Genomic DNA, 25565 nt, shown 5'->3' with positions numbered 1-25565 from the left:
GCCCGCATCGAGCCACTGATGCGCCTTTACTGATAGCGCTAACCGGGTTACATCCTCCCCAAGGACGCCAGACCGGGTCGCCCCCGGACAGCGAAAGGAGCCCCCTCTCATGTCGCTCAACGCCACCATCGCCAAGGTCACCGCCGAGATCGAGGAACGCTCGGAGAAACTCCGCGGCACCTATCTCGACCGCATGCGCCGCGCTGCCGAGGAAGGCCCGCGCCGCGCCCACCTGACCTGCGGCAACCAGGCGCACGCCTATGCCGCCACCGGGCAGGACCAGCAGGCCCTCGCCGAGGGACGCGCCCCGAACCTCGGCATCGTCACCGCCTACAACGACATGCTCTCGGCCCACCAGCCCTACGAACGCTACCCCGAGCTGCTGCGCACCGCGGCGCGTTCGGTCGGCGGCACGGCGCAGGTGGCGGGCGGCGTTCCGGCCATGTGCGACGGCGTCACCCAGGGCCAGGTCGGCATGGAACTCTCGCTGTTCTCGCGCGACGTGATCGCGCTCGCGACCGGCGTGTCGCTCTCGCACAACACCTATGATGCCGCCGTCTATCTCGGTGTCTGCGACAAGATCGTGCCCGGCCTCGTCATCGCCGCCGCCACCTTCGGCTATATCCCCGGTCTGTTCCTGCCCGCCGGGCCGATGACCTCGGGGCTGCCGAACGACGAGAAGGCGAAGGTCCGCCAGCAATACGCCACCGGCGAGGTCGGTCGCGACAAGCTGATGGAAGCGGAGATGAAGAGCTATCACGGCCCCGGCACCTGCACCTTCTACGGCACCGCCAACTCCAACCAGATGCTGATGGAGTTCATGGGGCTGCACCTGCCCGGCAGCTCCTTCATCAACCCGAACACTCCGCTCCGCGACGCGCTGACCGAAGCCGGGGCGAAACGGGCGCTGGCGATCACCGCGCTCGGCAATGAGTATCGCCCGGTCTGCGACGTGCTCGACGCCAAGGCCTTCGTCAACGGCATTGTGGGCCTCATGGCGACCGGGGGCTCGACCAACCTCGTGCTGCACCTGCCGGCCATGGCGCGCGCTGCGGGCGTGGCGCTGGAGCTGTCGGACTTCGATCAGATCTCGCAAGCCGTGCCGCTGATGGCCAAGGTCTACCCCAACGGCCTGGCCGACGTGAACCACTTCCACGCCGCGGGCGGGCTGCAGTACATGATCGGCGAGCTCTTGGACGCGGGCCTCATGCATGAGGACGTCAAGACCGTCGCCGGAGACGGCATGCACCTCTACACGCAGGAGCCCAAGCTCAAGGACGGCGCCATTGTCTACGAGGACGCCCCGCGCGAGAGCCAGAACGACAAGATCCTCCGCCCCGCCTCTGACCCGTTCCAGAAAAGCGGCGGTCTCAAGCAGATGATCGGCAACCTCGGCCACGGCATCATGAAGATCTCGGCGGTCAAGCCTGAGCATCACGTGGTCGAGGCCCCCGTCCGCATCTTCCACGACCAGGCGCAGGTGAAGGACGCCTTCAAGGCCGGCGAGTTCACCTCGGACACCATCGTCGTGGTGCGTTTCCAGGGGCCGAAATCGAACGGCATGCCCGAGCTGCACAGCCTGACACCGACGCTGGCGGTGCTGCAGGACCGCGGCCTCAAGGTGGCGCTGGTCACCGACGGGCGCATGTCCGGCGCGTCCGGCAAGGTGCCCTCGGCGATCCACGTCTGCCCCGAGGCCGCCGACGGCGGCCCGCTCGCCAAGCTGCGCGACGGCGACATCGTGCGGCTCGACGCGGGCGCCGGCACGCTGCAATGCCTGACCGAGGGCTTCGAGACCCGCGAGGCCGTCACAGCGGACCTCTCGGGCAATGGCCACGGCGTCGGTCGCGAGCTCTTCGAGGCCTTCCGCCAGAACGTCGGGCTCGCCTCCAACGGAGCGGCGGTGGTGGTCTGACGTCGGCGTTCACAAAGCGCCGCCCTTGCCCTTTCATCTTTCTGAAAATACTCAATAGCTGACCGATCCGGTCCTTCCGACATCCAGACAAAGGCCCCGCCCATGACCCCCCAGGACGCCAGCCGCGCCAACGAAGCCCTCTGCAAGCTCGCCCCGGTGATCCCGGTGCTGGTGATCGATGACGTCGCCCACGCCCGCCCCTTGGCCGAGGCGCTGGTCGCCGGCGGCCTGCCGGTGCTCGAAGTGACCCTGCGCACCCCTGTTGCGCTCGACGCGATCCGCGAGATGGCGAAGGTCGAGGGCGGCGTGGTCGGCGCAGGCACGCTGCTCACCCCCGAGGACGTGACCGCGGCGGTCGCGGCCGGCGCGAAGTTCGGCGTCTCGCCCGGTGCCACGGACAGGCTGCTGGACGCCTGCGAGGCGGCGGACCTGCCGCTTCTGGCCGGCGCCGCCACCGCTTCCGAGGCCATGGCGCTGCTTGAACGCGGCTATTCGGTGCAGAAGTTCTTCCCCGCCGAGGCCAATGGCGGAGCGCCCGCGCTGAAGGCGATCGGCGCGCCGATCCCGCAGGTGAAGTTCTGCCCCACCGGCGGCATCAGCATGAAGAACGTCGGCGACTACCTGTCGCTGAAGAACGTGCTCTGCTGCGGCGGCTCCTGGGTCGCCCCCAAGGAGCTGATGCAGGCCGGCGACTGGGACGGCATCGTGGCGCTGGCCCGCGAGGCGGCGGCGCTGCCGCGCTGAGCACCGCCAGCGGGCGCAGGCCCGCACGTTCGGAACGAAAAGAGGGGGCCGCGAGGCCCCCTCTCTTTTTGTTTCGGCCTCCGTGCGCCGGGCGCTCTCAGCGCTCCTTGACGTAGGGCTCGCCACCGGCGCGCGGCGGGATCGCCTTGCCGACGAAACCGGCGAGGATCACCACGGTCAGGATATAGGGCAGCGCATCCATGAACTGCACCGGGATGATGAAGCCGCCGAGGTCGATGTTCTGGTAGCGCAGCGCCACCGCCTGCAGCAGGCCGAAGAGCAGGCAGGCGTAAAGCGCGTACCAGGGCCGCCACTTGGCGAAGATCAGCGCCGCCAGCGCGATGTAGCCGCGCCCCGCGGTCATCTCGCGCACGAAGCCCGCCTGCAGGCCGGTGGCCAGATAGGCCCCCGCGAGGCCGGTCAGCAGCCCGCAGATGGCAATGGCGGCAAACCGCAGCCCAACCACAGAGACGCCCGCCGTATCCACCGCCTCGGGGGCCTCGCCCACCGCCCGCAGGCGCAGGCCGAAGCGGGTGCGGAAGAGGATCCACCAGGTCAGCGGCACCATCAGGAAGGCGACGTAGACGAGGATCGAATGGCCCGAGATCAGCTCGTAGTAGAGCGGGCCGATCACCGGCACGCCGCGCAGCGCCTCGGCGAAGGGCAGCGTGATGCTCTCGAAGCGGCCGCCGCCCATGAGCGAGGGCGTGCGTCCGCCCTGGCTGAACCAGTCCTGCGCGATCAGCACGGTGATGCCGGAGGCGAGGAAGTTGATCGCCACCCCCGAGATCAGCTGGTTGCCGCGGAAGGTGATCGAGGCGAGCCCATGTATGCCCGACATGACCATCGAGGCGGCGATGCCCGCCAGCAGGCCGAGCCAGACCGAGCCGGTGACCGCGGCGATGGCCGCCGAGAAGAAGGCTGCGGCCAGCATCTTGCCCTCGAGCCCGATGTCGACGATGCCCGCGCGTTCCGAGAAGAGACCCGCCAGGCAGGCCAGCAGCAGCGGCGTGGCAAGGCGCACGGTCGAGTCGAGCACCTGAAGAAGCGTCGCGTAATCCATCACGAGGACCTCCGGCGCGTGGCAAGGAAGAGCTTTTCGAGCGGCATGCGCACCATGTTGTCGAGCGCCCCGGTGAAGAGGATCACCAGTGCCTGGATCACGGTGATCAGCTCGCGCGGGATCGAGGTCCAGAGCGCCAGTTCCGCGCCGCCCTGGTAGAGGAAGCCGAAGAGCAGCGCCGCGAGGAAGACACCCACCGGATGCGAGCGGCCCATCAGCGCCACGGCGATGCCGATGAAACCCGCCCCCTCGGTGGCGTTGAGCACCAGCCTTTCGGCCTCGCCCATGGTGGTGTTGAGCGCCATCATCCCGGCAAGCCCGCCGGAGATCAGCATGGCGACCACGGTGATCCGCACTGGCGAGATTCCGGCATAGCGCGCGGCGCTCTCGGAATGGCCGAAGGCGCGGATCTCATAGCCGAGCTTGGTGCGCCAGATCAGGAACCAGAAGGCGATGCAGGCGGCCACGGCGAGGAAGAAGGTCACGTTTGCCGGCGAGCCGCGGAACAGCGGGTTGCCTTCGGAGGCGAACATGTCCTGGAATGTCGGCAGATGCGTGGCCGCGGGGAAGCCCGCGGTCGCCGGCTCCATCGCGCCCACGGGGCGCAGCAGGTTGACCAGCACGTAGTTCAGCAGCGCCGCGGCGATGAAGTTGAACATGATCGTGGTGATCACGATGTGGCTGCCGCGCTTGGCCTGCAGCAAGGCCGGGATGAAGGCCCAGGCCGCGCCGAAGGCGGCGGCAGCCAGCGTCGCCACGATCAGCGCCACCGACCAGTGCGGGAACGGGATGAAGAGGCAGGCCAGCGCCACGCCCAGCCCGCCGATCATCGCCTGCCCCTCGCCGCCGATGTTGAACATCTTGGCGTGGAAGGCCACCGCGACGCAGAGGCCAGTGAAGATGAAGTTGGTGGTGTAGTAGAGCGTATAGCCCCAGCCGGAGCTGCGCATCAGCGCGCCGTCGACCATCAGCTTGAAGGCCTCGACCGGGCTCTCGCCGATGGCGAGGATCACCAGCGCCGACAGGATCGCCGCCAGCAGGATCGAGATCAGGGGCACGAGCACCGCGTCGGCCCATGCGGGCATCTTATCCATTCGGAACCTCGTTCTTCTTTTCGGTCCGGGGAGCGCCCTGCGGGCGCTGCTGCCTCCGGCGGGCGTATTTGGCGAACAATGAAGCGGCGCGGTCAGTCATGCTGCTCGGCCTCGCGCGCTTCCTTTTCCTGCAGCGAGGCGTCCACGGCGTCGATGACCCGGCCCTCGGGCTTTTCGGTGACGCCGGCCATCAGCAGGCCGAGCTCGGTCTGGTCGGTCTCTTCTGGCATGCGCTCGCCCATGATCTGGCCGTCGAACATCACCGCAATGCGGTCCGACAGCGAGAAGATCTCGTCGAGCTCCACAGAGACCAGCAGGATCGCCTTGCCCTTGTCGCGCAGGCGGATGATCTCCTGATGGATGAACTCGATGGCGCCGATGTCGACGCCGCGGGTGGGCTGACCGATCAGCAGCACGTCGGGATCGCGCTCGATCTCGCGCGCGAGCACGATCTTCTGCTGGTTGCCGCCCGAGAAGTTGCGCGCCGCGAGGTTGGGGTTCGGCGGGCGCACGTCGTAGCGGGTCATCTTGTCCTGCGCTTCTTCCTTGATCAGCGCGTTGTTCATCAGCGGGCCCGACTGGTAGCGCGGATCCCGGTGGTAGCCGAAGACGGTGTTCTCCCAGGCGGTGTAGGGCATGATCAGCCCCTCTTCCTGGCGGTCCTCCGGCACGTGGCCGATGCCCGCGGCGCGGCGGGCGCTGCCGTCCGCCCCGGCCCCGGAGAGCGGCAGCGGCGCGCCCTTCAGGGTGACCGTGCCGGTGGCATCGGCATAGCCGCCCAGCACCTCGAGAAGCTCCGACTGGCCGTTGCCGGCGACCCCGGCGATGCCCAGCACCTCGCCCGCGCGCAGCTGCAGCGACACGCCCTTGAGACGCTCGACTCCGGCGTCGTCCACGTGGCGCAGATTCTGCACGTCGAGCAGCACCTGGCCCGGCGCAGCCTTGGTCTTGTCGACCCGCAGCAGCACCTTGCGCCCGACCATCAGCTCGGCGAGCTGCTCGGGCGAGGTCTCGGCGGTCTTGACGGTGGCGGTCATCTCGCCGCGGCGCATCACCGAGACCGTGTCGGTGATCTCCATGATCTCGCGCAGCTTGTGGGTGATCAGGATCACCGTCTTCCCCTCGGCCCGCAGGTGGTCGAGGATGCGGAACAGGTGGTCGGCCTCGGCCGGGGTCAGCACCCCGGTGGGCTCGTCGAGAATTAGAATGTCAGCCTGGCGGTAGAGCGCCTTGAGGATCTCGACGCGCTGCTGGTGGCCCACCGAGAGGTTCTCGACCAGCTCGTCGGGATCGACGGCCAGCTCGTATTCCTCGGCCAGCTGCTTCAGAACGCCGCGCGCGCGGGCCAGCGAGGGCCGCAGCATCGGGCCGTCCTCGGCGCCGAGAATGACGTTCTCCAGCACCGTGAAATTCTGCACCAGCTTGAAGTGCTGGAACACCATGCCGATGCCTGCCGAGATCGCGGCCTGGCTGTCGGTGATGTCCTTCTTCTGGCCGTTGACCCAAATCTCGCCGGCATCGGCCTTGTAGAAGCCGTAGAGGATCGACATCAGCGTCGACTTGCCTGCACCGTTCTCGCCGATGATGCCGTGGATGGTTCCGGGCATCACGCGGATCGAGATGTCCTTGTTTGCCTGGACCGGGCCGAAGGCCTTGGAGATGCCCTTCAGCTCGATGGCGGGGGTGTCGTTCATGCGGAGCCTCGCGGCATTGGAAAGTACGGCCCGGTTTCCTGTAAACGAGGAACCGGGCCACACGAAAGCAAAAAACGGGGACACGGCAGCAGCCGCACCCCCGCTCGTCAAGTCCGTATCAGAAGTTCAGCGCCGGGCAGCTGTCATCCGCCGAATAGTCATGAACTTCGATCTCGCCAGCAATGATCTTCTGGCTCGCCTCGTCGACGGCGGCCTTCATCTCTTCGGTCACCAGCTCGGCGTTGTTCTCGTCGAGCGCGTAGCCGACGCCGCTCTCGGCGAGGCCCAGCACCTTCACGCCGGTTTCCAGCTCGGGGCCGGCGGTCATCGCCTCGGCCACCGCCACGTCGACGCGCTTCAGCATCGAGGTCAGCACCTTGCCCGGGTGCAGGTAGTTCTGGTTGCTGTCGACGCCGACCGAGAGGATGCCCTCGTCCGCGGCGGTCTGCAGCACGCCGATGCCGGTGCCGCCGGCGGCGGCGAAGATCACGTCCGCGCCCTGGCTGATCTGCGCCTTGGTCAGCTCGGAGCCCTTGACCGGGTCGTTCCAGGCCGCCGGGGTGGTGCCGGTCATGTTGGAGATGACCTTGACGTCATCGCTGACAGCCTTGGCGCCCTGCGCGTAGCCGCAGGCGAACTTGCGGATCAGCGGGATATCCATGCCGCCGACGAAGCCGACGGTGCCCGACTCCGAAGCCATCGCGGCCAGCATGCCGACAAGGTACGAGCCTTCATGCTCGGAGAAGAGGATCGACAGGACGTTCGGGTGCTCGGCCGGATCGACGAAGCCGTCGATGGTGACGAACTTGGTGTCCGGGTAGTCCGGCGCAACCGAGGCGATCGGCGAGGACATGGAGAAGCCGGTGGTCACGACCGGGTTGAACCCGGCCTCGGCAAAGCGGCGCAGGGCCTGCTCGCGCTGTGCTTCGGACTGCAGTTCGATGTCCTTGTACGAGCCGCCGGTCTCCTTGGCATAGATCTCGGCACCGTTGTAGGCCGCCTCGTTGAAGGATTTGTCGAACTTGCCGCCGAGATCGTAGATCAGCGCCGGATCCGCCAGCGCGGCGCCGGCGGTCAGGGCCAGCGTCGCGGCGGTGCCGAGGATGGATTTCATGAAGGTCATGTCTTGCTCCCGGGTCTGGACGTGCGGGCATCTTTCAGCTGGCCCGCGAATTGGACTGCACTGAGGCAGATCATGCCCGATTAACCCTGCGCCCTACCGGGGGGTCAACTGCTTTTTGCAAGTCTGCGCACAGGGTTGACCCATCGTGGTCTCTGACCTCAGGTCAGCGCCCGGCTCATGAGCAGCGCATCGTCGCGCCGGCCATCCGCATGACGGTAATAGCCTTTCCGGCGCCCGGTAAGCGTGTAGCCGCAGGCGCTGTAGAAGCCCTGTGCGGGTGCATTGGCGGCCGCGACCTCCAGGAACACCTGCGCCGCACCCCGCGCGGCGGCCTGCGCCTCGAAAGCGGCGAGCAGGCGCCGGGCAACCCCCTGTCGCTGAACCGCCGGATCCGTGGCCAGTGCCAGAATCTCCGCCTCGTCGAGCACCACGCGGCCCATAACGAACCCACCCGGCTCGCTCACCAGCAGGCTGCTCGGCTGCTCGAGCGTGCCGGCAAAGGCACGCTCGCCCCAGGGTTCCATGTGCGTGTAGGCGCGCGACGACAGCGCGGCGAGTTCGGCGGCGGTGAGACCCATGTCAGCCCAGCAGTTCAGTCCAGCAATCGCGGTGCCGCATCGCGCGAGGGCGCGGCATCGGCGGCGCGGATGTAGAGTGGCGCGGGGCGGCGCCCCGGCTCCTTCACCGCAGCGGCGCGGGCGATACGCACCGCCAGCTCACGCGGCGCGGGCGGCCTTACGGCATCGCTGCCCTCGGCAGCCACCAGTTCGGGCGCGCTCCAATGCCGTTGCACGTAGATCTGTCCGCGCGGCGCGGGCACCCCGGCCAGCGCGTCGGGCGCTTCGAGATGGATCGCCTCGAAGGTACTGACTCCCATCGCGGGCTTGCCGAGCCCCAGCGCCAGCCCGCGCGCGGTCGAGACCGAGATCCGGATACCGGTGAAGTTACCCGGCCCGATGCCCACGGCGATGCGGTCGAGGTCTGCCCATTTTGCGCCGCCCTCGGCGAGCACCTCCTCGAGCAAAGGCATCAGCCGTTCGGCCTGCCCCCGGCCCATCTCCTCGGCGCGGGCGGCGAGCACCTCGTCACCGCGCAGCAAAGCGGCCGCGCAATGCGCGGCCGATGTGTCAAAGGCAAGGATCATCAGATCACTCATGCGACGGGCGCGGCGCTCAGACGGCGACCGGGCGCACCTCGGTAACCTCGGGGATGTAGTGGCGCAGCAGGTTCTCGATGCCCATCTTCAGGGTGAGCGTCGAGGACGGGCAACCGGCGCAGGCGCCCTGCATGTGCAGGTAGACGACGCCGCGATCGAAGCCGTGGAAGGTGATGTCGCCACCGTCTTGCGCCACAGCCGGGCGCACGCGGCTGTCCAACAGCTCCTTGATCTGGCCGACGATCTCGGCGTCCTCGCCGGTGAATTCCTTGTGGCCCGAGGCGCGTGCCTCTCCGGCCATCACCGGCTCACCGGACTGGAAATGCTCCATGATCGCGCCGAGAACGGCGGGCTTCACGTGGTCCCAGTCCGCCGCCTCGTCCTTCGTCACGGTGACGAAGTCATTGCCGAAGAACACGCCGGTCACGCCGTTGACGCCGAACAGGCGCTTGGCGAGCGGCGAGGTTTCGGCGCCCTCGGGGCTGGGGAAATCCGCGGTCCCTGCGTCGAGCACGGTCTGGCCCGGCAGGAACTTCAGCGTCGCGGGGTTCGGGGTGGATTCTGTCTGGATGAACATCTGCGAGATACCTTTCTCCGGGCTGCACCCTATATGCGCCGCCTCCGGACGAACGTCAAGTTTTGGAACCATTCTAAAACGAGATCAGGCGCACAAGCCATTTCGAACGCGCCGGATGCCCCGGGATGATCTGCGTCAACGACGCGGCCTCGAACGCCGTGTCATCTCGGCACGAGGAGGCGCCCGATGACCCGAAACGCCAAATTCCCGAGAGCCGCCGCCCTTCTGGCCTGCCTTCCGCTCTGCGCCTGCGGTGATATCATCTGGAACCAGATCAGCGGCACGCCCAACTGGAACGTGCCGATCACCCTCGAAGGCACCTGGGAGGGCTTTTTCTACCCGGGGCAATACTGGAGGCGCGCCGATCCGGCGAAGGGGCAGAGGCAGCTCGACCCCTGCATCACCAACGGCGGCGCGGCGACCCTCGTCATCGACGGCGGCGTGGTGCAAGGGACCGTCGTCATGGAGGAAGGCGCACGCCTGACGGTGCGCGGGACCACCGCGGCCGGCTCGCCGATCAGTGGCGACAATCTCGTCGCCGCGGACCTCCTGCGGGGCGGAAAGCGGGTCGGGCGCATGGATCTCGAACCAAATGGCTACAGCGGCCAACTCTTCGGGCACTATCGTATCGATCTTGATCCCAGCACCTACGGCTGTGGCGCCGAGGTCTTCCTCGATCGCGCCAGAAACTAGGCAAGCACTCTCAGGCGCTCAGGTGATCGCCTCGAGCCGTTCCTTGGACATGTCGCCCGGCACGATGGTCAGCGGGATCGGCAAGCTGCCCGAGCTGCGGGTCATCGAGGAGACCAGCGGCCCCGGCCCCTTCTTGTCGGCAGCGGCGCCCAGCACCAGCACGCCGATGGAGGGATCGTCATTCACCTGCCCGAGGATTTCGGTCACCGGGTCGCCCTCGCGGATCACCAGTTCGGGGTCCACCCCCTGCCGGTCGCGCATCCACTTGGCAAAGACCTCGTAATGCGCTTCGATCCGTTCGCGGGCCTCTTCGCGCATGATGTCCCCGACACCGATCCAGTGGTTGAATTCATCCGGCGCGATCACCGACAGGATCGCCACACCGCCGCCGGTCTTCGCAGCCCGCATCGCGGCGAACCGCATAGCATTGAGGCATTCGCGGCTGTCATCCAGCACGACGAGAAACTTGCGCATCCCTTGGTCTCCTTCGGGGCGATATTGGCGCAGCGGCCGGATGCAGGCAACGGGCTTTTGACACTTGCGAAAATCAGCGGTCGAGATGCGCCGCCATGCCGCGCGCCGCCGGACGCAGAAGGCGCGTGCCCAGCCAGCCGCCGAGCGCCGTCAGTGCCTGCGCGAAGGCCAGCCACAGGAGCGCGGCGGTGGCGATGGCGTGGTCCGACAGGCGCACCAGCGCACGGAAGGTCCGCGACTTGCCTAGCACCTCCATCACCCCGCGCGTCTCGGAGCCCGCCACTTGCGACACCCGTGCGAGCCGCGCCGCATCCTCGGCGCTGTCGACGTGGCGCAGCAGAAGCACGCCATCGGTCATCGAGGTGTTGCGCACCACCCGGCTGACATCGCCCGCCACCGCCTCGGCCCGCGCCAGCCGAGCCGTGTCGGCGGCGTCCCCCGCGCCCGAGACCAGCCGGCGCAGCATCGCCGGATCCGCCAGCCGGGCAAGCTCGTCGAGGAAGGAGGGCGTCAGCGTCCGCAGTCGCCGCCCCATGCGCAGCGCCGTCGCCCCGGCCTTGACCGTGGCCGAGGTGCCCCCGGTCAGCGCCAGCGTGCCGGTGGCGGCGAGGCCCACCGTGGCCAGCGTCACCTCGACCTCGTCCACATCGGCACCGCTGAAATAGTCGCCCCCAGCCCGGCGAAGAGCATTCAAGTCGCCGATCGGCGTCAGCTCCAGCGGGATGCCGCAATAGGCCAGCATCTGCAGCGAGGGGCACTCGGCGATATCGGCGGCACAGATGCCGCAGGCCTCGACCTTGCCCCAGACGCTGTCCTTCTCCTCGCGCAACGCGGCGATCTGCTCGGATTGCGCCGCATCGGGCAAAACCCCGACCCGCGCCGCCACAGGCAGCAGCATGTCGATGCGGTCGAGATCGTCAGCCTCCAACGCGGTGCCGATCTCCTGCTCCAGCCGCCCGGGCGTCAACGTCCGTGCAAGCGCCGCATCGAGTGCCTGGCGCACCTCCGCCTCGCTGGCACGCAGGAAGGGCTGCGCGAAGGGGTTGGTGGTGAGCGCCCAGAACCCGAGCAGGAGGCTCAGCAGCAGCGGCAGCGCCCGAATGACCCGTGCCAGCCGCCGCCGGGTTCGTCGCGGCCCGCGCCGAGTCTGCCCTTGCCCGCGCCCGGCGACGAGCCCCCGCGCTTCGCGCGGCGCGCCCTGCCCCGCCGCGGCGCCCAAACCGCGCTCGGCCCGCAGCACCGGGCGCTGCGGCTCCTTGGGGCGCGTCGCGCGCAGCGGCGGCTCGCGGCGCAAGGCTCAGCCTTCGGTCAGCGCCCAGTCCCAGTAGAGCTCGCGCACGCGGCGCGTCACGGGACCGATCTGGTAGTTGGTGTCCTCGAAGCCCGACACCGGCGTGACCTTCTGCAGGTTGCCCGACAGGAAGACCTCGTCGGCGCCCTCGAAATCCTCGAAGGAGAGCACCGCCTCGTGCACCTCCATCCCGTCGGCGCGCATGTTCTTGATATGGCGCGCACGGGTGATGCCCGACAGGAAGGTGCCGTTGGCGACTGGGGTGAAGACCGCGCCATCCTTGACCATGAAGACGTTGGCCGTGGCGCTTTCGGCGACATTGCCGAGCGCGTCGGCAACGAGCGCGTTGCCGAAGCCGCGCGAGCGCACATCCGTCAGCATCCGGGCGTTGTTGGGATAGAGGCAGCCGGCCTTGGCATTGCAGACCGAACTCTCCAGCACCGGCCGGCGGAAGCGGGTGCGCCCGAGATGGGTCGCTGCGCCTTCGGGCGCCATCGGGATCTCCTCGAGCGAGATGGCAAAGGCAGTGCCCTCCTCGCCCGGAACAATCGCCGTGGCGTCGCCCTGCGTCGCCCAGTACATCGGGCGGATATAGATTGCCGCCTCCTTGGGATAGGCCGCGAGCCCCTCCCAGACGATCTGCACCATCTCCTCGGTGGACACGAAGGGCGTCAGCATCAGCGCCTTGGCCGAGCGGTTGATCCGCGCGCAATGGGCGTAGAGGTCGGGGGCGATGCCGTTGACGTAGCGCGCGCCGTCGAAGACCGAGCTGCCCAGCCACGCCGCGTGGTCGGCACCACGCATGATCATCACGTCGCCGTCGTGCCAGGTTCCCTGGAAATAGGTGCGGATGTTCTTGCCCGTTGCCATCGTCGTGTCTCCTGCGAAATTTGCGCGGACCCTATGCCCACGCGTCCGCAAGGTCCAGTGGCGGCGCTGCCGCCCTCACGGAAGAGCGAGCCGGCCCCGCCGTCCGTGCCCGCAGGCATTTCGCCTCTTCCCGAAATGCCCGATTGCCAGCGTCTCCGCCCCCAAGCCCCGCGAAATCCAACCACGCCTCTGACAACGAAAAGCCCGCCGCGCCCCGCTCCAAGCCTTTCATCTTTCCCCAAATACTCACCTCCCGCCCTCTCCGGCCGACGCCGACGTGGCGCAGGAGCGCGCCGCTCAGCCGAGCGTCACGTCGAGGAACATCATCAGGATCAGCCCGAAGATCAGCCCGGTGGTTGCGCGCTTCTGGTGACCGTTGCGGTGCGTCTCAGGGACGATCTCGTGGCTGATGATGTAGAGCATCGCGCCTGCGGCAAAGGTCAGCCCCCAGGGCAGCAGCACCGCGCTGACCGAGACCGCCACCACCCCCAGCAGCGCCCCTACCGGTTCGACCATGCCGGTCAGGGCCGTGTAGAACAGCGCCCTCCCCCGAGAGTAGCCCAGCCCCACCAGCGCCACCGCCACCGCCAGCCCCTCGGGCATGTCCTGCAGCGAGATGCCCGTCATCACCGACAGGCCGTTGGTGCGGTCGACGCCGTAGGCGACGCCGATCGACAGCCCCTCGGGGAAGTTGTGGATCGAGATCGCCAGCACGAAGAGCCAGATCCGCGCGAAGGTTGCCTGGTCTGCGCCGCCCTCTGGGCCGGTCTTGAAGTGCTCGTGCGGGATCGCGTGGTTGAGCCAGGCCACGAAGCCCGAGCCGAAGGCAATGCCGAAGGCGGCGATGGCGGCGGCGGTCCAGACCGAACCGGTCTGCTCCTGCGCCACCTCGATGCCCGGGATGATCAGCGAGAAATAGGAGGCCGAGAGCATCACCCCGGCGGCAAAGCCCAGCATCATGTCCGACGTGGCCTGCGTCATCTTGCGCCCGATCAGCGCCGGGATCGCGCCCGCGGTGGTCGCCAGCGCCGCGATCATGCCGCCGCCGACGCCCCAGAGAATGTCCTGCATGATGCCTCCGAACTGCTGCCGCGCACTAAACGCGCTCGGATTGGGAGATACAAGCACACGTCATTGCGCAAATATCCCGGAAGCGGTAAGGAAACCTGACCAGTCCAAGGAGGAACCCCGGCCCATGCCCGTGATCACCGAGATCGAAGACCTCAAGCGCATCTACAAGCGCCGGGTGCCCAAGATGTTCTACGACTACTGCGAGTCGGGCAGCTGGACAGAGCAGACCTTCCGCGAGAACTGCACCGATTTCGACCAGCTCTACCTGCGCCAGCGCGTGGCGATCGACATGACTGGCCGCTCCACCGCGACGCAGATGATCGGCCAGGACGTGGCAATGCCGGTGGCGCTCGCGCCGGTCGGCATGACCGGGATGCAGAACGCAGACGGCGAGATCAAGGCGGCGAAGGCGGCCGAGAAGTTCGGCGTGCCCTATTGCCTCTCGACCATGTCGATCTGCTCGATCGAGGACGTGGCCGAGAACACCTCCAAGCCGTTCTGGATGCAGGTCTACACGCTCAAGGACGACGACTACATGAAGCGGCTCTTCGACCGGGCCAAGGCCGCCAAGTGCTCGGCAGCGGTGATCACGGTCGACCTGCAGATGCTCGGCCAGCGCCACAAGGACCTGAAGAACGGCCTCTCGGCTCCGCCCAAGCTGACCCCGAAGTCGATCGCCAACATGGCCACCAAGGTGCCGTGGGGGCTCGAGATGCTGCAGACCAAGCGGCGCTTCTTCGGCAATATCGTCGGCCATGCCAAGGGCGTGACCGATCCCTCGTCGCTGACCACCTGGACCGCGCAGAGCTTCGACCAGGCGCTCGACTGGGACCGCATCCGCGAGTTCCGCAAGATGTGGGACGGCCCGCTGATCATCAAGGGCATCATCGACCCGCGCGACGCGTTGGAGGCCTGCAACGTCGGCGCCGATGCCATCGTGGTGTCGAACCATGGCGGACGGCAATTGGACGGCGCGCTCAGCTCGATCCGCGCGCTGGCGCCGATCATGGACGCGGTGGGTGACAAGATCGAGGTGCATCTCGACAGCGGCGTGCGCTCGGGCCAGGACGTGCTGAAGGCCGTCGCCATGGGTGCCAAGGGCTGCTGGATCGGCCGCGCCTACATCTATGGCCTCGGCGCCATGGGAGAGGCGGGCGTGACCCGCGCGCTCGAGGTGATCCACAAGGAGCTCGACGTGTCGATGGCGCTCTGTGGGCGCACCGACATCAACACGGTGGACCGCGATATCCTGATGATCCCCAAGGGGTTTTCCGGCGACTGGGAAGAGTGAACCGCTAGTCTTCCCCCGGAACGAGAAAGGCGCGGCCCGGAGCCGCGCCTTTGCATGTCCGGTTCAGCCGATGCTGATGCTGAGCGGCGCGAGCCCGTCGATCTCGACGACGCAGGTGTCGCCGCGTTCCAGCGCGCTGACACCGGCAGGCGTGCCGGTGTAGATCAGATCGCCGGGCTTCAACTCGACCAGCCCCGACAGGTAAGAAATCACCTCCGGCACCGACCAGATCATCTGCGCGAGATCGCCGTTCTGCCGCTCCTCGCCGTTGACCGCGAGCCGCAGGGTGCCTTTGTCCAGATGGCCGACCTCGGCCACCGGGTGCACTGGGCCGCAGACCGCCGAAAAATCGAAGCCCTTCGCCATGGTCCAGGGGCGGCCCTTCTTCTTGGCTTCCGCCTGTACGTCGCGGCGGGTGAGGTCGATCCCGGCGGCATAGCCCCAGACGCAGTCCAGCGCCTCGCTCTCGGGGATATCGACACCGCCCTTGCCGAGCGCCACGACCAGCTCGCCTTCGTGATGAAGATCGGCGGTGGCGGGCGGATACGGAATCGCGTCGCCCTCTTCGGCGATGGTGTCGATCGGTTTATCGAAGAAGAACGGCGGCTCGCGGTCGGGGTCGTGGCCCATTTCCCGTGCATGCTCGGCATAGTTACGGCCGACGCAGAAGATCCGGCGCAGCGGGAAGCGCGCCTCGCTGCCGGTGACCGCGACCGAGGGCTGGCGCTGCGGGGCGAAAACGAAGTCGGTCATGGAGGTCCTTCCTGTGGTCCTGCCCCTGCCTCACCGGCAGCGGGCCAAGTTGCGGAAATGTCTAGCAGGCCCTGCGCCCGTGAAAAGCCGGTAGAAGAAAGATTGATGCTTCGATCAGCCGCCTGCCCCTCCGGCGTTTGCCCGCCCCCGCGCGATCTGCTAGCGCATTCGGCAACGTCCCGGATACAGGCCCGACCATGAGCGATCTCTTCGACGCAGCGCCCCTTCAGGGCCACGTGCCCCTCGCCGCCGCGCTGCGGCCCGAGACCCTGGACGACGTGATAGGCCAGCAGGCGATCACCGCGCCGAACTCTATCCTGCGTCGCCGCATCGCCGCCAAGGCGTTGGGAAGCATCATCCTCTACGGGCCGCCGGGCATCGGCAAGACCACCATCGCCCGCGCCGTCGGCAACATGCTGGGCAAGGAGTTCCGCCCGCTGCACGCCACCCGCGACGGGGTGAAGGAACTGCGCAAGATCGCCGATGAGGCGCGCATCCGCCCCCTGCTGATCTTCGTCGACGAGGTGCACCGCTTCTCGGCCACCCAGGCCGACGACCTCTTGTCGATCTGCGAGGAAGGCACTGCCGATTTCGTCGGTGCCACCACCGGCAATCCCTACCACGCGCTGCCGCCCGCCCTGGTCTCGCGCTCGACCATTCTCAAGCTCGAGCCGATGAGCATCGACGACATGGAGATGGTGGTGCGCCGGGGCATCGCTCACCTCGCCTCGCAGGGTGTCGAGGTGACCATGGCCCCCGAACAGATTCGGCTGATCGCCGGGCGCTCCGGCGGCGACGCTCGGCGCGCGCTGACCACGCTGGAAAGCCTCGCCATCGGCCATGGCGTCGGTCAGGACGGCGGCGCGGTGGAGATCACCGAGGCCATGCTCGAGGAGGCCTATGCCTCGGCGGCGATCAACCACGACCGCTCCGGGGACCAGCATTACGACGTCGTCTCGGCCTTCGTGAAATCCATGCGCGGCTCCGATCCCGACGCCACGCTCTATTGGCTGGCCCGGTTGATCCACGCCGGAGAGGACCCGCGCTACATCGCCCGGCGTATCATGATCCATGCGTCGGAAGATGTGGGTCTGGCCGACAATACCGCGCTGCAGACCGCCGTGGCGGCCTCGCAGGCAGTGGAAAAGATCGGTTACCCCGAGAGCCAGATCATCCTTGCCCATGCCGCGTTGCACGTGGCGCGCGCGCCGAAGTCGGGCTCGGTGACGCGGGGCATCGGCGCGGCGCTCGGCCATGTCACCAGCCAGCCCCCCGCCTCCGTGCCGCTGCACCTGCGCGACGCGCACTACAAGGGCGCGGAAAAGCTCGGTCATGTCGGCTATCTCTTCCCGCATGATGACCCGCGCGGCTGGGTCGAGCAGACTTACGCCCCGGGCATAGGCAAGGGCGCCTTTTACCAAAGCGACGCGCGCGAGGCGGCCACCTTCGAGAAACGCGCCGATGCCTTCTGGGAAGACCTCACCGGCCAGCCGCAACCCCGCCGCCTGCCACGGCGCGAACGCTGAGAGAGCCGCCCGCGCTGCCGCCTCATTGCTCAGCCGCACCGCCTGCGCGCGGCCTCGTGATGCCGGCGAGCCGGAGGACCTATGCCTCGGGCCGATCAGGGTTATACTGAACACTCATTCTGTCGCGGCGATTCGAGCCGCCACCCGTTTTTCATGTTGGCCCGGCCCATTTTTGCCGGAGCTGTATTTTAGATATTATTTAGAATGGACGTCATCTGATGAAGTACCGTTCGGAAATCGATGGCCTGAGGTCCGTTGCCGTCCTCCCTGTCATTTTCTTTCACGCCGGCTGGCACCTCTTCGGCGGCGGTTTCGTGGGTGTCGACATCTTCTTCGTCATCTCCGGCTATCTCATCACCACGATTATCGCGGACGAACTGAGCCGCGGCGAGTTTAGCATCCTGCGCTTCTACGAGCGGCGGGCGAAACGCATCCTCCCCGCGCTCTTCGTGGTCTGCGCCGTGTCGCTGCTCATGGCCTGGCTGCTCTTGCACAGCCGCGACTTCACGGATTTCACCAGCAGTCTCGTGGCCGTCGCGACCTTCTCGTCGAACATCCTGTTCTGGCTCGAGGCCGACTATTTCGACACCGCCGCCGAGATGAAGCCGATGCTGCACACCTGGAGCCTCGCCGTCGAGGAACAGTTCTACATCTTCTTCCCCTTGCTGCTGATGGCGCTGTGGAGGCTCGGGCAGACCCGGCTGGCCTGGATCATCGCCGCGATCTGCCTCGGCAGCCTGGCGCTGGCGCAATGGCAGGTGGTGCACGCGCCGATGGCGGCCTTCTTTCTGCTGCCCGCCCGTGCCTGGGAACTGGGCATCGGCGCGCTCTGCGCCTTCTACCTGCGCGGCAGCCCCCCGGCACTGAGCACGGCGCTGAGAAACGCGCTGTCGCTGCTCGGCCTCGGGCTCATCGCCTACGCCATCTTCGGCTTTGACGCACGCACGCCGACGCCCAGCCTCACGACGCTGGCGCCCACCTTGGGCACCGCGCTGATCATCCTCTTCGCAAGCCCCGGCACCTGGGTCCAGAGCCTGCTGAGCCTGCGGCCGATGGTGGCGGTCGGGCTGATCTCCTACAGCGCCTATCTCTGGCACCAGCCGCTGATGTCCTTCGCCCGGCACAATTCGCTTGAAGAGCCGGCGTGGTACGTGATGGCCGCGCTTGTCGTGCTGACACTGGTGCTGGCCTGGCTGAGCCTTCGCTATATCGAGACCCCGGTCCGCAAGGGCCGGATGCCGCAGATCCGGGTCTTCGCCTTCAGCGCGACCGGCCTGCTGGCCTTCGTCGCGCTCGGCCTTTTCGTCTACGCCACCGACAGCGCCACCATCGCCAGCGGTCGCCACAATTTGCTGGACCGACAGATCGCCATGCTCGACTACGAGAACAACAACACCTCGCTGCGCGAGGCGAGCTGGACACCGCTGGACTCCTACGCACGACAGCTCGATTGCCTCGGCGACTGCAAGTCCGGGAACAACCAGCGCAAGTGGTTCGATGCCAGCAGCGACAAGCTGCACCTGCTGCTGGTCGGAAATTCCCACTCCAAGGACATGTTCAACATGCTGTTCATGAGCGCGCCGACCACCAAGCAGGTGGAACTGGCGCGCTTCGAGGCGCAGATCGGCGAATTGACGCACGGGAACCCCATATTCAAAGCCGAAAGCTACCGAGAGGCGGACGCGGTGATGGTCGTCAGCCGCTACGAAGAGGACCGCGGAGACGCCGCCGCCCTCGAGAGCCTCGTCCGGCGGTTCCGCGACGACGGGAAATCGGTGGTGCTGGTGAAGAACATCTTCGAGTTTCCAACCTACCTCGGGGGCAAGTGGACGATCTTCGACAAGATCGTCCACGAGGCTTACGCCGCGGGGCTGACGGACGGCGCCGAGATCGCCGCGCGCTCGAACGCCGAGTATTACGCCATCTACCGGACCGGCGAACAGGACACGAGGGTCGTCGCGGCCAATGCCGAGATCGACCGTATCGGCGCGCTGTTCCCGGACGTGATCGTGCTCGATCGCATGGACTACGTCTGCGCCGAGGCCGAGCGGATCTGCTATTCGGCCAACGAAAAGCTTGAGAAGTACTTTCCCGACTACGGACACCATACGCTGGTCGGGGCCGCATTCTTCAGCAAGCGGGTGGACGAGACCGGCTGGCTGAAGCCGGTGCTCGATCTTGCGCAGTTCAAGCAGGCGGCGCAGCAGTCCCCGATGCGCTGAACCCGGGCGGGACTGACCCCGCCCCGCTTGCTCCCGGCAGGATCACCCCTCGGGCACGCTCAGCGCCTCGGCCACCGCCGAGACCGGAAGGTCGAGCCAGGTGATGCCGCCATCCTCGAGGAACCGCCGCTCCATCCGGGTCAGCGGACCGGGCATCACCGCGATGTGCCCCTGCCCCGAGCGCTTGGTGATCTGCCGGGCGAAGATGCGCAGCATCTGGTCGTCGAAGCGGCAGCCGAGAAAAAGGAAGGGCCTGCCGCTGCGGCGCTCCTGCACCGCCTCGGGGATCGGGCGCTGAATGTCGATCTCGGTCAGCACCTCGACGTAGTCGCTGTCGGAGATGAGATAGGAAGAGCCGGCCCGCGCGATGCCGTGCGGCTTATAGAGCAGCGTCTTCCATGTCGGATCGGCGGCCTCGACCTGCTGCCCGGCACTGTCATAGGCGCGGGTGAAGATGTCGATCCACTCGCCGTTGCGGCTGACGCCCTGCACCAGCCCCCAGTTTCCGCTTGTCCCGAAGGCACGAAGCAGCCCGTCGTCGTACCAGCTGTCCACCACCATCGGCGGGCGCACCCGCGCCAGCCAGTCGTGCACCGGGTTGGGCTGCGCGGCGGGCGCGTCGAAGGCCTCTATGACAATCTTGTCAAGCGTGGCGCGGAATTTCCGGCTCTCGACGTATTGCGCTACCGACCACAGGTTGCCCGAGGCGCGGCGCGGTGCGCGCACCTGCGCCTCGATCATCGCGCAGAGCGCGGCCGGCGTGGACGGCGCCGCGCCACCCGATAGGGCCGAGACCTCCGGCCCGAGATAGGCGATGCGCTTGCCGCCAGCGACCTCGTTCATCGCCTGTTCGAGCTGATCCAATGCGTTCATCACTCAGTCCTCCTCTGCGGTGGCGAGCCGGCGCGCCTCCACCGTGATCGGCAGCTGCGGCGGCTCGTCGAACTCGGGCATGGCAAAGACCCAGCCATTGGCCAGCTTCGCCCAGCCTCCCCAGAGCCCGTCCTTCTCGGTCTCGACGACCATCTCCTCGAGGTCCTTCTTGGGCACATAGGCCTCGAGGCCCTTGGCGGTTTCGCGGATCATGACCTTCATTCGGCGGCCTCCTGTGCGTGTCGGGTGACGATATGGGACTGCAGCGCGTCGGGGTCGTCCCGCCGGCGCTGCAGCGGCCCCTCGGGGGTCAGCTCGCGCTCGCGCATGCCGACGATGCTGGCGCGGTCGACGAAATCGACGGCGTAGATGTAGAACTGCTGCAGGAAGACGCCGATGTCGCGCACATAGCCGACGTCGCCCTTGCGGACCACGGTCTCGCCGATCTCCTTGCCGGCCATGGTGCCGTCGTTCTTGATGTTCTTCTTCGAGATCACCTTGTCGCCCGGCATGTAGGCCGGGTCGCGGTAGACCTCGATTTCGCGGTCGTCGGTGGACATCAGGCGCCCTCCTTCAGTTGCGCGAGCCGCGTGACGGCGGTCTCGCGGATGATGTCTTCCGGATCGTCGAGCAAGGCGCGCACATCGGCAGCCGCCCCGCTTTCGGCCACCACGTGGCGCACCCGCAGGTCGTCGTCCTGCACGAAAAGCCCCGGCCTTCGCAGCGCCGCCTCGCGCCGCACCAGCGGATCGGGATCGGCGCGAAAACGGTCGAGCCAGCCTGTCCCCACCCGCCGCGCGACGATGCGGCGGATCTCGGGATCGGCATCGCCGATCATGATCGGCAGCATCCCCGGCTCCGCCCGACGCGCCACGATCGAGCGCACGTAGCCGTCCTCGTCCGCCGCCATCGGCAAAAGTTGCTCGCGATGCAATCGATGCGCCACGGCGATGCGTACGCGGCGGTCGGGGTCCTTGATGCGCCGCTCGGCGTGGGCGGGCGGCAGGCGCAGGATCGCCATGGCGCGCACCCCGGCATCCGCGTCCGACAGAAGCCGCGGCAGGCGGAACACCGAGGCCACCCGCGCGGCATTCATCCGCGTCTCGAAATAGGGATGGCTCAGGCACATGTCGGCAAGGTCGGGATTGAGCAGGAAGAACCGCTCGATCCGCTTGGCGTAGCGGTCATGGGCACAGGCCCAGCCCTGCCCGCATTGCCCCAGATCGAGCCGTGCGCGGAAGCGGCAGGCGGCGCAATCGAGCGCCTCCCCCTGCCAGTCGACCGGTGCCGGACCCTCGGGCATCGCTCAGGCCGGCACGCAGGTTTCGGGCACCGGGCAGACCTCGGCGCATTGCGGGCGGTCGTAGTGGCCCTTGCACTCGGTGCAGAGCTCGGGGGCGATGATGTAGGTGTCGCTCTCGAAGAGGATCGCCGCGTTCGGGCATTCGAACTCGCAGGCGCCGCAGACGGTGCAGTTGCTCTGGATGATTTGCAGGGCCATCTCTTGTCTCTCCTTATCCGTGGCTTCGGGGCGTGGCTGGGAACCGGCGGTTCGGGGCGGCGCGAGAGGGCTGCGCCGCCCGCCGGGGGATGGATGCGTCAGGCGGTTTCGGCCTCGACCGCCGGCAGACCCCGCCTGGCGCGGTAGACAGCCGAAACGGCGGTCTCGATATACTCGTAGGCGTAGTCCTGGATCGCCTCGATGCCAGCGGCGGCGAGGTCCTCGCGCGGGCAATCCCCGATCTTGGCGCAGAGGATGGTGTCGATCCCCTCCAGCGTCTTGATGACCAGCTCGAGCTTGTCCTCCTCGCCATAGCCGCCGACGCAGTAGTTGTCGCAGCGGCGGTGGGTGACGAAGTTGACGCCCTTGGCATCCACCTCGAAGATCTGGAATTCGGTGGCGTGTCCGAAGTGCTGGTTGATCCGTCCGCCGCCCTTGGTGGCGACGGCGATGAGCATCGGCGCGGCTTCTTCGGCGACGGCGGCATCGGTCTCGGCCTTCGCGACGGCGGCGGCGGCACGGCGATCCTCGCGTTCCTTGGCGACCCACTCCTTGTAGGTCTCGCGCTTGGCCGGATCATAGGTCACCTCGTCGGGCACGAGATCCATGGTGAACTCCTGCCCGCGATCCTCGCCGAGCAGCCCGACCGCGTCGGCGCGGCACTGGCGGCAATGCTTCATCAGGTTCGCGCCACCGGCGCAGGCGTCCTGCAGCTTCTTCAGCTCGGCGGCGGTCGGCCCGCGCTGACCCTCGAGACCGAAGACCGTGCCGTGCTCGGGGGCGGAGATCAGCGGCATGATATTGTGCAGGAAGGCACCGCGCTTCTTCACCTCCTTGTTGACCTCGAGCAGGTGCTCGTCGTTGATCCCGGGGATCATCACCGAGTTCACCTTCACCAGGATGCCGCGCTCGTGCAGCATGTCGAGCGACTGCATCTGCCGCTCGTGCAGGATCCGGCTGGCCTCGAGTCCGGTGCGGCGCTTGTGCTCGTAGAAAATCCACGGGTAGATCTTTGTGCCGACCTCCGGGTCGATCATGTTGATGGTGAGCGTGACGTGGTCGATGTTCATGTCCATCAGGTCGTCGACGTGCTCTGGGAGCGCGAGGCCGTTGGTGGAGAGGCACAGCTTGATGTCGGGCAGCTGCTGGTGAACCAGCCTGAAGGTCTCGCGGGTCTTGCGCCAGTCGTAGGCGCTGTCGCCCGGTCCGGCGATGCCGAGCACCGAGAGTTGCGGGATCTCGTTGGCCACCGCGATCACCTTGCGCGCGGCGTTTTCCGGCGTGAGCCGCTCCGACACCACGCCGGGGCGGCTTTCGTTGGCGCAGTCGTACTTGCGGTTGCAGTAGTTGCACTGGATGTTGCAGGCGGGCGCGACCGCCACGTGCATGCGGGCGAAATAATGGTGCGCCTCTTCCGAGTAACAGGGGTGATCCTTGACCTTTTCCCAGGTGGCCGGGTCCATGTCCTCGGGCGCGTCGGAGGAGCCGCAGGCCGAGGACGAACAGCCATCCGCCTCCATCGCCTTGGTCAACGTGTCTTTCGAGCTGACCGACAGGCCGTCGAGTGAGATGACATTTCCGGACATGGCGCATCCTCGCTGTTGGGGTCTGGCTATCTAGGCAGGGAGGAGCAAGGAGCGTGCCATGTGCTGCGCCGGGGTTTCGGCGGCATTGGCGCGGCAGTTTGTCGGGTTGGCCACAAAGCGGTGCGACAAAAGCGTGAGGCGGTGCACCACGAGCCGGGCGAAGATGCGAAACGGTCAAACCGAAACCGCGGCCCCGCAAAAGCAAAGCGCGCGGCCCGGGAGAGAGGGTGGCCGCGCGCTTCCGCGCCCCGGGGAGGCGCCGGGATCAGATGCGGCGCACCTCGATCCCGTGTTTCTGCAGCGCATAGGCCACCTGCCGGGGGGTCATCCCCAGCAGCCGCGCCGCCTTGGCCTGCACCCAGCCGGCCTCTTCCATGGCCGCGATCAGCTCCTCGCGGGCGGTATTGGCGGTCTTGCGACGCGGGAAGGTGTCGGCGGGCTCCACCTGTTCCGGCGAGGCCGGGCGCTCTGGGCGGCGGATCGAGGGGGTCACCACCCTGCCCACCGCCAGCCCGCCAATCGGGGAGGCCCCTTCCTGCAGCCGCCACAGCTCGGCCGAGAGGCACGAGCCCTGGTTGCAGGCCAGCTCGCCGCCGAGCACGATCTCGCCGTCCGACAGAGCGGCGGCCCGGCTCACGCAGTTCTCCAGCTCGCGCACGTTGCCGGGGAAGTTGCACTTGCAGATGGTCTCGAAGGCATCGTCGGCAAAGCGCACATTGGTGCCATTCTGGTCGTTGAACTGGTCGAGGAAGAGCTGCGCGAGCGGCCGGATGTCGCCCTTGCGGTCGCGCAGCGGCGGCAGGACGATGGGCACGACGCAGATGCGGAAATAGAGGTCGGCGCGGAACTCGCCGCGCGCCACCGCATCCTCGAGATCGCGGTTGGTGGCGGCGACGATCCGCGTGTCCACCTTCACCGTCTTCGTCCCGCCGACCCGTTCGAACTCGCCTTCCTGCAGCACCCGCAGCAGCTTGGTCTGGAAGGTCGGGCTGATCTCGCCGATCTCGTCGAGAAAGAGCGTGCCGCCGTCGGCCAGCTCGAACCGCCCTTTTTTCAGCGCCATGGCCCCGGTGAAGGCGCCCTTCTCGTGGCCGAAAAGCTCCGACTCGAGCAAGGTCTCGGACAGCGCCGCGCAGTTGACCCGGATGAAGGGCCCGCGATGCCGCTCGGACTGCGAATGCACGGCGCGGGCGAAAAGCTCCTTGCCGGTGCCGCTTTCGCCGCGCAGCAGCACCGGCGTGTTCGTCCCTGCCACGCGCTTGACCTGCGCGATCACGTCGACGATGGCCGGGCTGTCGCCGATGATGCCCTCAAGCGAGATCGGGATCTCGGACGGCCTGCGCTCGGTGGCGCTCTGCAGCATCCGCCGGGTGTCCTCCAGCGCGCGCTCGCGGTCGCGGGCGATCCGGCGGCGGAAGCGCAGCGCCTGTTCCAGCAGCGAGGCCACCATGGTCAGCACCCGCACGTCCAGATCCGACATCCCCGCCTGCGCATCCGCGTGGCTGCGATACGCACAGAGAATGCCCAGCACGAAATGGCTCTGCTCCGGATCGCGCAGGGGCACGGCGACCAGCGTCTGCCCTTCGCCGCGCAGGCGCGGCGGCACCGCCTCGGGGCCGAATTCCTCGGCCACATCGAAGGACACCAGCGGCACCCCCGAGCGGAAGACGATCCGTGCCACCGCATCGGGCAGCACATCGGAGGGCGGCGCATCGGCGTCACGGGCAAAGGCGGTGGCGGCGATGGTATAGGGGTTCACCACGCCCGGCACCGGCTGCGCCCCCGGCTCGGCGAGCAGCGCCAGCACCGCGTGGCGCAAATCGAGGAAGGAGGAGAGCACGTTGAGAATGCTCGGCACCACGTCGATCGGATCGGGCGCGGTGGCAAAGGTCCGGGCGATCTCGTAGATCGCGTCGAGCGCCAGCCGGTCGCGCGGCGGTCCGGCCTGCATGGCCTCCGTCCGTCCCCGTTTCAGGCGCCCCGAGGTGGTCTCCGTCGATACTGCTTCATTCATCGTGAGGCCTCGCTTTCGCTCGCTGGGTCCCCTT

At 67.6% G+C, this 25565-nt stretch carries 25 protein-coding genes; 6 read left to right on the top strand and 19 right to left on the bottom strand.

Annotated features, from left to right (window positions below):
• The first annotated feature begins 109 nt into the window (after positions 1-109).
• A complete protein-coding gene (gene edd / locus BM397_RS06225) occupies positions 110-1915 on the top strand; it encodes a phosphogluconate dehydratase (RefSeq protein ID WP_092419888.1) in 1806 nt (601 codons plus the stop codon).
• 102 nt (positions 1916-2017) lie between these two features.
• Entirely contained in the window at positions 2018-2659 is a 642-nt protein-coding gene (locus BM397_RS06220) for a bifunctional 4-hydroxy-2-oxoglutarate aldolase/2-dehydro-3-deoxy-phosphogluconate aldolase (protein WP_092419885.1), read from the top strand.
• A 97-nt stretch (positions 2660-2756) separates the two neighbouring features.
• Here BM397_RS06220 and BM397_RS06215 read toward each other — a convergent pair whose 3' ends face one another.
• The 7 genes from BM397_RS06215 to BM397_RS06185 all read right to left on the bottom strand — a co-directional run bounded on the left by BM397_RS06215 (position 2757) and on the right by BM397_RS06185 (position 9366).
• Complete coding sequence (locus tag BM397_RS06215; RefSeq protein WP_092419882.1) at positions 2757-3722, bottom strand: ABC transporter permease; 966 nt, start codon at positions 3720-3722, stop codon at positions 2757-2759.
• Positions 3722-4816, bottom strand: coding sequence for an ABC transporter permease (locus tag BM397_RS06210; protein WP_092419879.1), 1095 nt, complete (start codon positions 4814-4816; stop codon positions 3722-3724). The genes BM397_RS06215 and BM397_RS06210 overlap by 1 nt, the downstream gene beginning before the upstream one ends.
• Positions 4817-4908: 92 nt before the next feature.
• Positions 4909-6510, bottom strand: a complete 1602-nt coding sequence (locus BM397_RS06205; RefSeq protein WP_092419876.1) for an ABC transporter ATP-binding protein — start codon at positions 6508-6510, stop codon at positions 4909-4911.
• A gap of 118 nt (positions 6511-6628) precedes the next feature.
• The gene (locus BM397_RS06200) at positions 6629-7633 is read right to left on the bottom strand and encodes a BMP family lipoprotein (protein ID WP_092419873.1); all 1005 of its coding nucleotides are present in this window, start codon (positions 7631-7633) and stop codon (positions 6629-6631) included.
• A gap of 158 nt (positions 7634-7791) precedes the next feature.
• Positions 7792-8211 (bottom strand): ribosomal protein S18-alanine N-acetyltransferase, encoded by a 420-nt coding sequence (gene rimI, locus BM397_RS06195; RefSeq protein ID WP_092419869.1) that lies wholly within the window; start codon positions 8209-8211, stop codon positions 7792-7794.
• A 14-nt stretch (positions 8212-8225) separates the two neighbouring features.
• Positions 8226-8777: a tRNA (adenosine(37)-N6)-threonylcarbamoyltransferase complex dimerization subunit type 1 TsaB gene (tsaB, locus tag BM397_RS06190; RefSeq protein ID WP_092419866.1), complete on the bottom strand. Its 552-nt coding sequence runs from the start codon at positions 8775-8777 to the stop codon at positions 8226-8228.
• Between the two features lie 28 nt (positions 8778-8805).
• Positions 8806-9366, bottom strand: coding sequence for a NifU family protein (locus tag BM397_RS06185; RefSeq protein WP_092419863.1), 561 nt, complete (start codon positions 9364-9366; stop codon positions 8806-8808).
• Between the two features lie 186 nt (positions 9367-9552).
• Here BM397_RS06185 and BM397_RS06180 point away from each other — a divergent pair, with 186 nt between their 5' ends.
• Entirely contained in the window at positions 9553-10059 is a 507-nt protein-coding gene (locus BM397_RS06180) for a hypothetical protein (protein ID WP_092419860.1), read from the top strand.
• A gap of 18 nt (positions 10060-10077) precedes the next feature.
• On the opposite strand, the gene BM397_RS06175 is transcribed toward BM397_RS06180, so the two are convergent.
• The 4 genes from BM397_RS06175 to BM397_RS06160 form a co-directional block, all read right to left on the bottom strand.
• Positions 10078-10533 carry a universal stress protein gene (locus tag BM397_RS06175; RefSeq protein WP_092419857.1) on the bottom strand — a complete coding sequence of 152 codons (456 nt, stop codon included), beginning with the start codon at positions 10531-10533 and terminating at the stop codon, positions 10078-10080.
• A gap of 73 nt (positions 10534-10606) precedes the next feature.
• Positions 10607-11827: a hypothetical protein gene (locus BM397_RS06170; protein WP_092419854.1), complete on the bottom strand. Its 1221-nt coding sequence runs from the start codon at positions 11825-11827 to the stop codon at positions 10607-10609.
• Positions 11828-11830: 3 nt separating this feature from the next.
• The gene (locus tag BM397_RS06165; RefSeq protein WP_092419851.1) at positions 11831-12694 is read right to left on the bottom strand and encodes a branched-chain amino acid aminotransferase; all 864 of its coding nucleotides are present in this window, start codon (positions 12692-12694) and stop codon (positions 11831-11833) included.
• A gap of 297 nt (positions 12695-12991) precedes the next feature.
• Positions 12992-13765: a ZIP family metal transporter gene (locus BM397_RS06160; RefSeq protein WP_092419848.1), complete on the bottom strand. Its 774-nt coding sequence runs from the start codon at positions 13763-13765 to the stop codon at positions 12992-12994.
• 124 nt (positions 13766-13889) lie between these two features.
• On the opposite strand from BM397_RS06160, the gene BM397_RS06155 reads away from it, so the two are divergent.
• A complete protein-coding gene (locus BM397_RS06155; RefSeq protein ID WP_092419845.1) occupies positions 13890-15056 on the top strand; it encodes an alpha-hydroxy acid oxidase in 1167 nt (388 codons plus the stop codon).
• Positions 15057-15119: 63 nt separating this feature from the next.
• Here the strand turns inward: BM397_RS06155 and BM397_RS06150 are convergent, their stop codons facing one another.
• Positions 15120-15809 (bottom strand): fumarylacetoacetate hydrolase family protein, encoded by a 690-nt coding sequence (locus BM397_RS06150; protein ID WP_092419842.1) that lies wholly within the window; start codon positions 15807-15809, stop codon positions 15120-15122.
• Between the two features lie 197 nt (positions 15810-16006).
• On the opposite strand from BM397_RS06150, the gene BM397_RS06145 reads away from it, so the two are divergent.
• Both BM397_RS06145 and BM397_RS06140 read left to right on the top strand, forming a co-directional pair.
• Complete coding sequence (locus BM397_RS06145; protein WP_092419839.1) at positions 16007-17335, top strand: replication-associated recombination protein A; 1329 nt, start codon at positions 16007-16009, stop codon at positions 17333-17335.
• Between the two features lie 218 nt (positions 17336-17553).
• Positions 17554-19557 carry an acyltransferase family protein gene (locus BM397_RS06140; RefSeq protein ID WP_092419836.1) on the top strand — a complete coding sequence of 668 codons (2004 nt, stop codon included), beginning with the start codon at positions 17554-17556 and terminating at the stop codon, positions 19555-19557.
• Positions 19558-19599: 42 nt separating this feature from the next.
• Here the strand turns inward: BM397_RS06140 and BM397_RS06135 are convergent, their stop codons facing one another.
• From BM397_RS06135 to nifA, 7 genes are all read right to left on the bottom strand, one after another.
• Positions 19600-20430 (bottom strand): SIR2 family NAD-dependent protein deacylase, encoded by an 831-nt coding sequence (locus BM397_RS06135; protein WP_092419833.1) that lies wholly within the window; start codon positions 20428-20430, stop codon positions 19600-19602.
• A gap of 3 nt (positions 20431-20433) precedes the next feature.
• A complete protein-coding gene (gene nifT, locus BM397_RS06130; RefSeq protein ID WP_092419830.1) occupies positions 20434-20652 on the bottom strand; it encodes a putative nitrogen fixation protein NifT in 219 nt (72 codons plus the stop codon).
• Positions 20649-20990, bottom strand: coding sequence for a nitrogen fixation protein NifZ (locus BM397_RS06125; protein ID WP_092419827.1), 342 nt, complete (start codon positions 20988-20990; stop codon positions 20649-20651). The genes nifT and BM397_RS06125 overlap by 4 nt, the downstream gene beginning before the upstream one ends.
• A complete protein-coding gene (locus BM397_RS06120) occupies positions 20990-21733 on the bottom strand; it encodes a 4Fe4S-binding leucine-rich repeat protein (protein WP_092419824.1) in 744 nt (247 codons plus the stop codon). Before BM397_RS06120 ends, BM397_RS06125 begins: the two co-directional genes overlap by 1 nt.
• 3 nt (positions 21734-21736) lie before the next feature.
• Positions 21737-21931: a 4Fe-4S binding protein gene (locus tag BM397_RS06115; protein WP_092419821.1), complete on the bottom strand. Its 195-nt coding sequence runs from the start codon at positions 21929-21931 to the stop codon at positions 21737-21739.
• Positions 21932-22029: 98 nt separating this feature from the next.
• Positions 22030-23517, bottom strand: a complete 1488-nt coding sequence (nifB, locus tag BM397_RS06110) for a nitrogenase cofactor biosynthesis protein NifB (protein ID WP_092419818.1) — start codon at positions 23515-23517, stop codon at positions 22030-22032.
• A 265-nt stretch (positions 23518-23782) separates the two neighbouring features.
• Entirely contained in the window at positions 23783-25468 is a 1686-nt protein-coding gene (gene nifA / locus BM397_RS06105; protein ID WP_092419815.1) for a nif-specific transcriptional activator NifA, read from the bottom strand.
• Between the last annotated feature and the right edge of the window lie 97 nt (positions 25469-25565).

Origin of the sequence: Alloyangia pacifica (assembly GCF_900116195.1) — a bacterium.
Classification (GTDB): domain Bacteria; phylum Pseudomonadota; class Alphaproteobacteria; order Rhodobacterales; family Rhodobacteraceae; genus Salipiger; species Salipiger pacificus.
The sequence above is the reverse complement of the archived record's forward strand: the minus strand, read 5'-3'. Positions and strand labels throughout refer to the sequence as shown.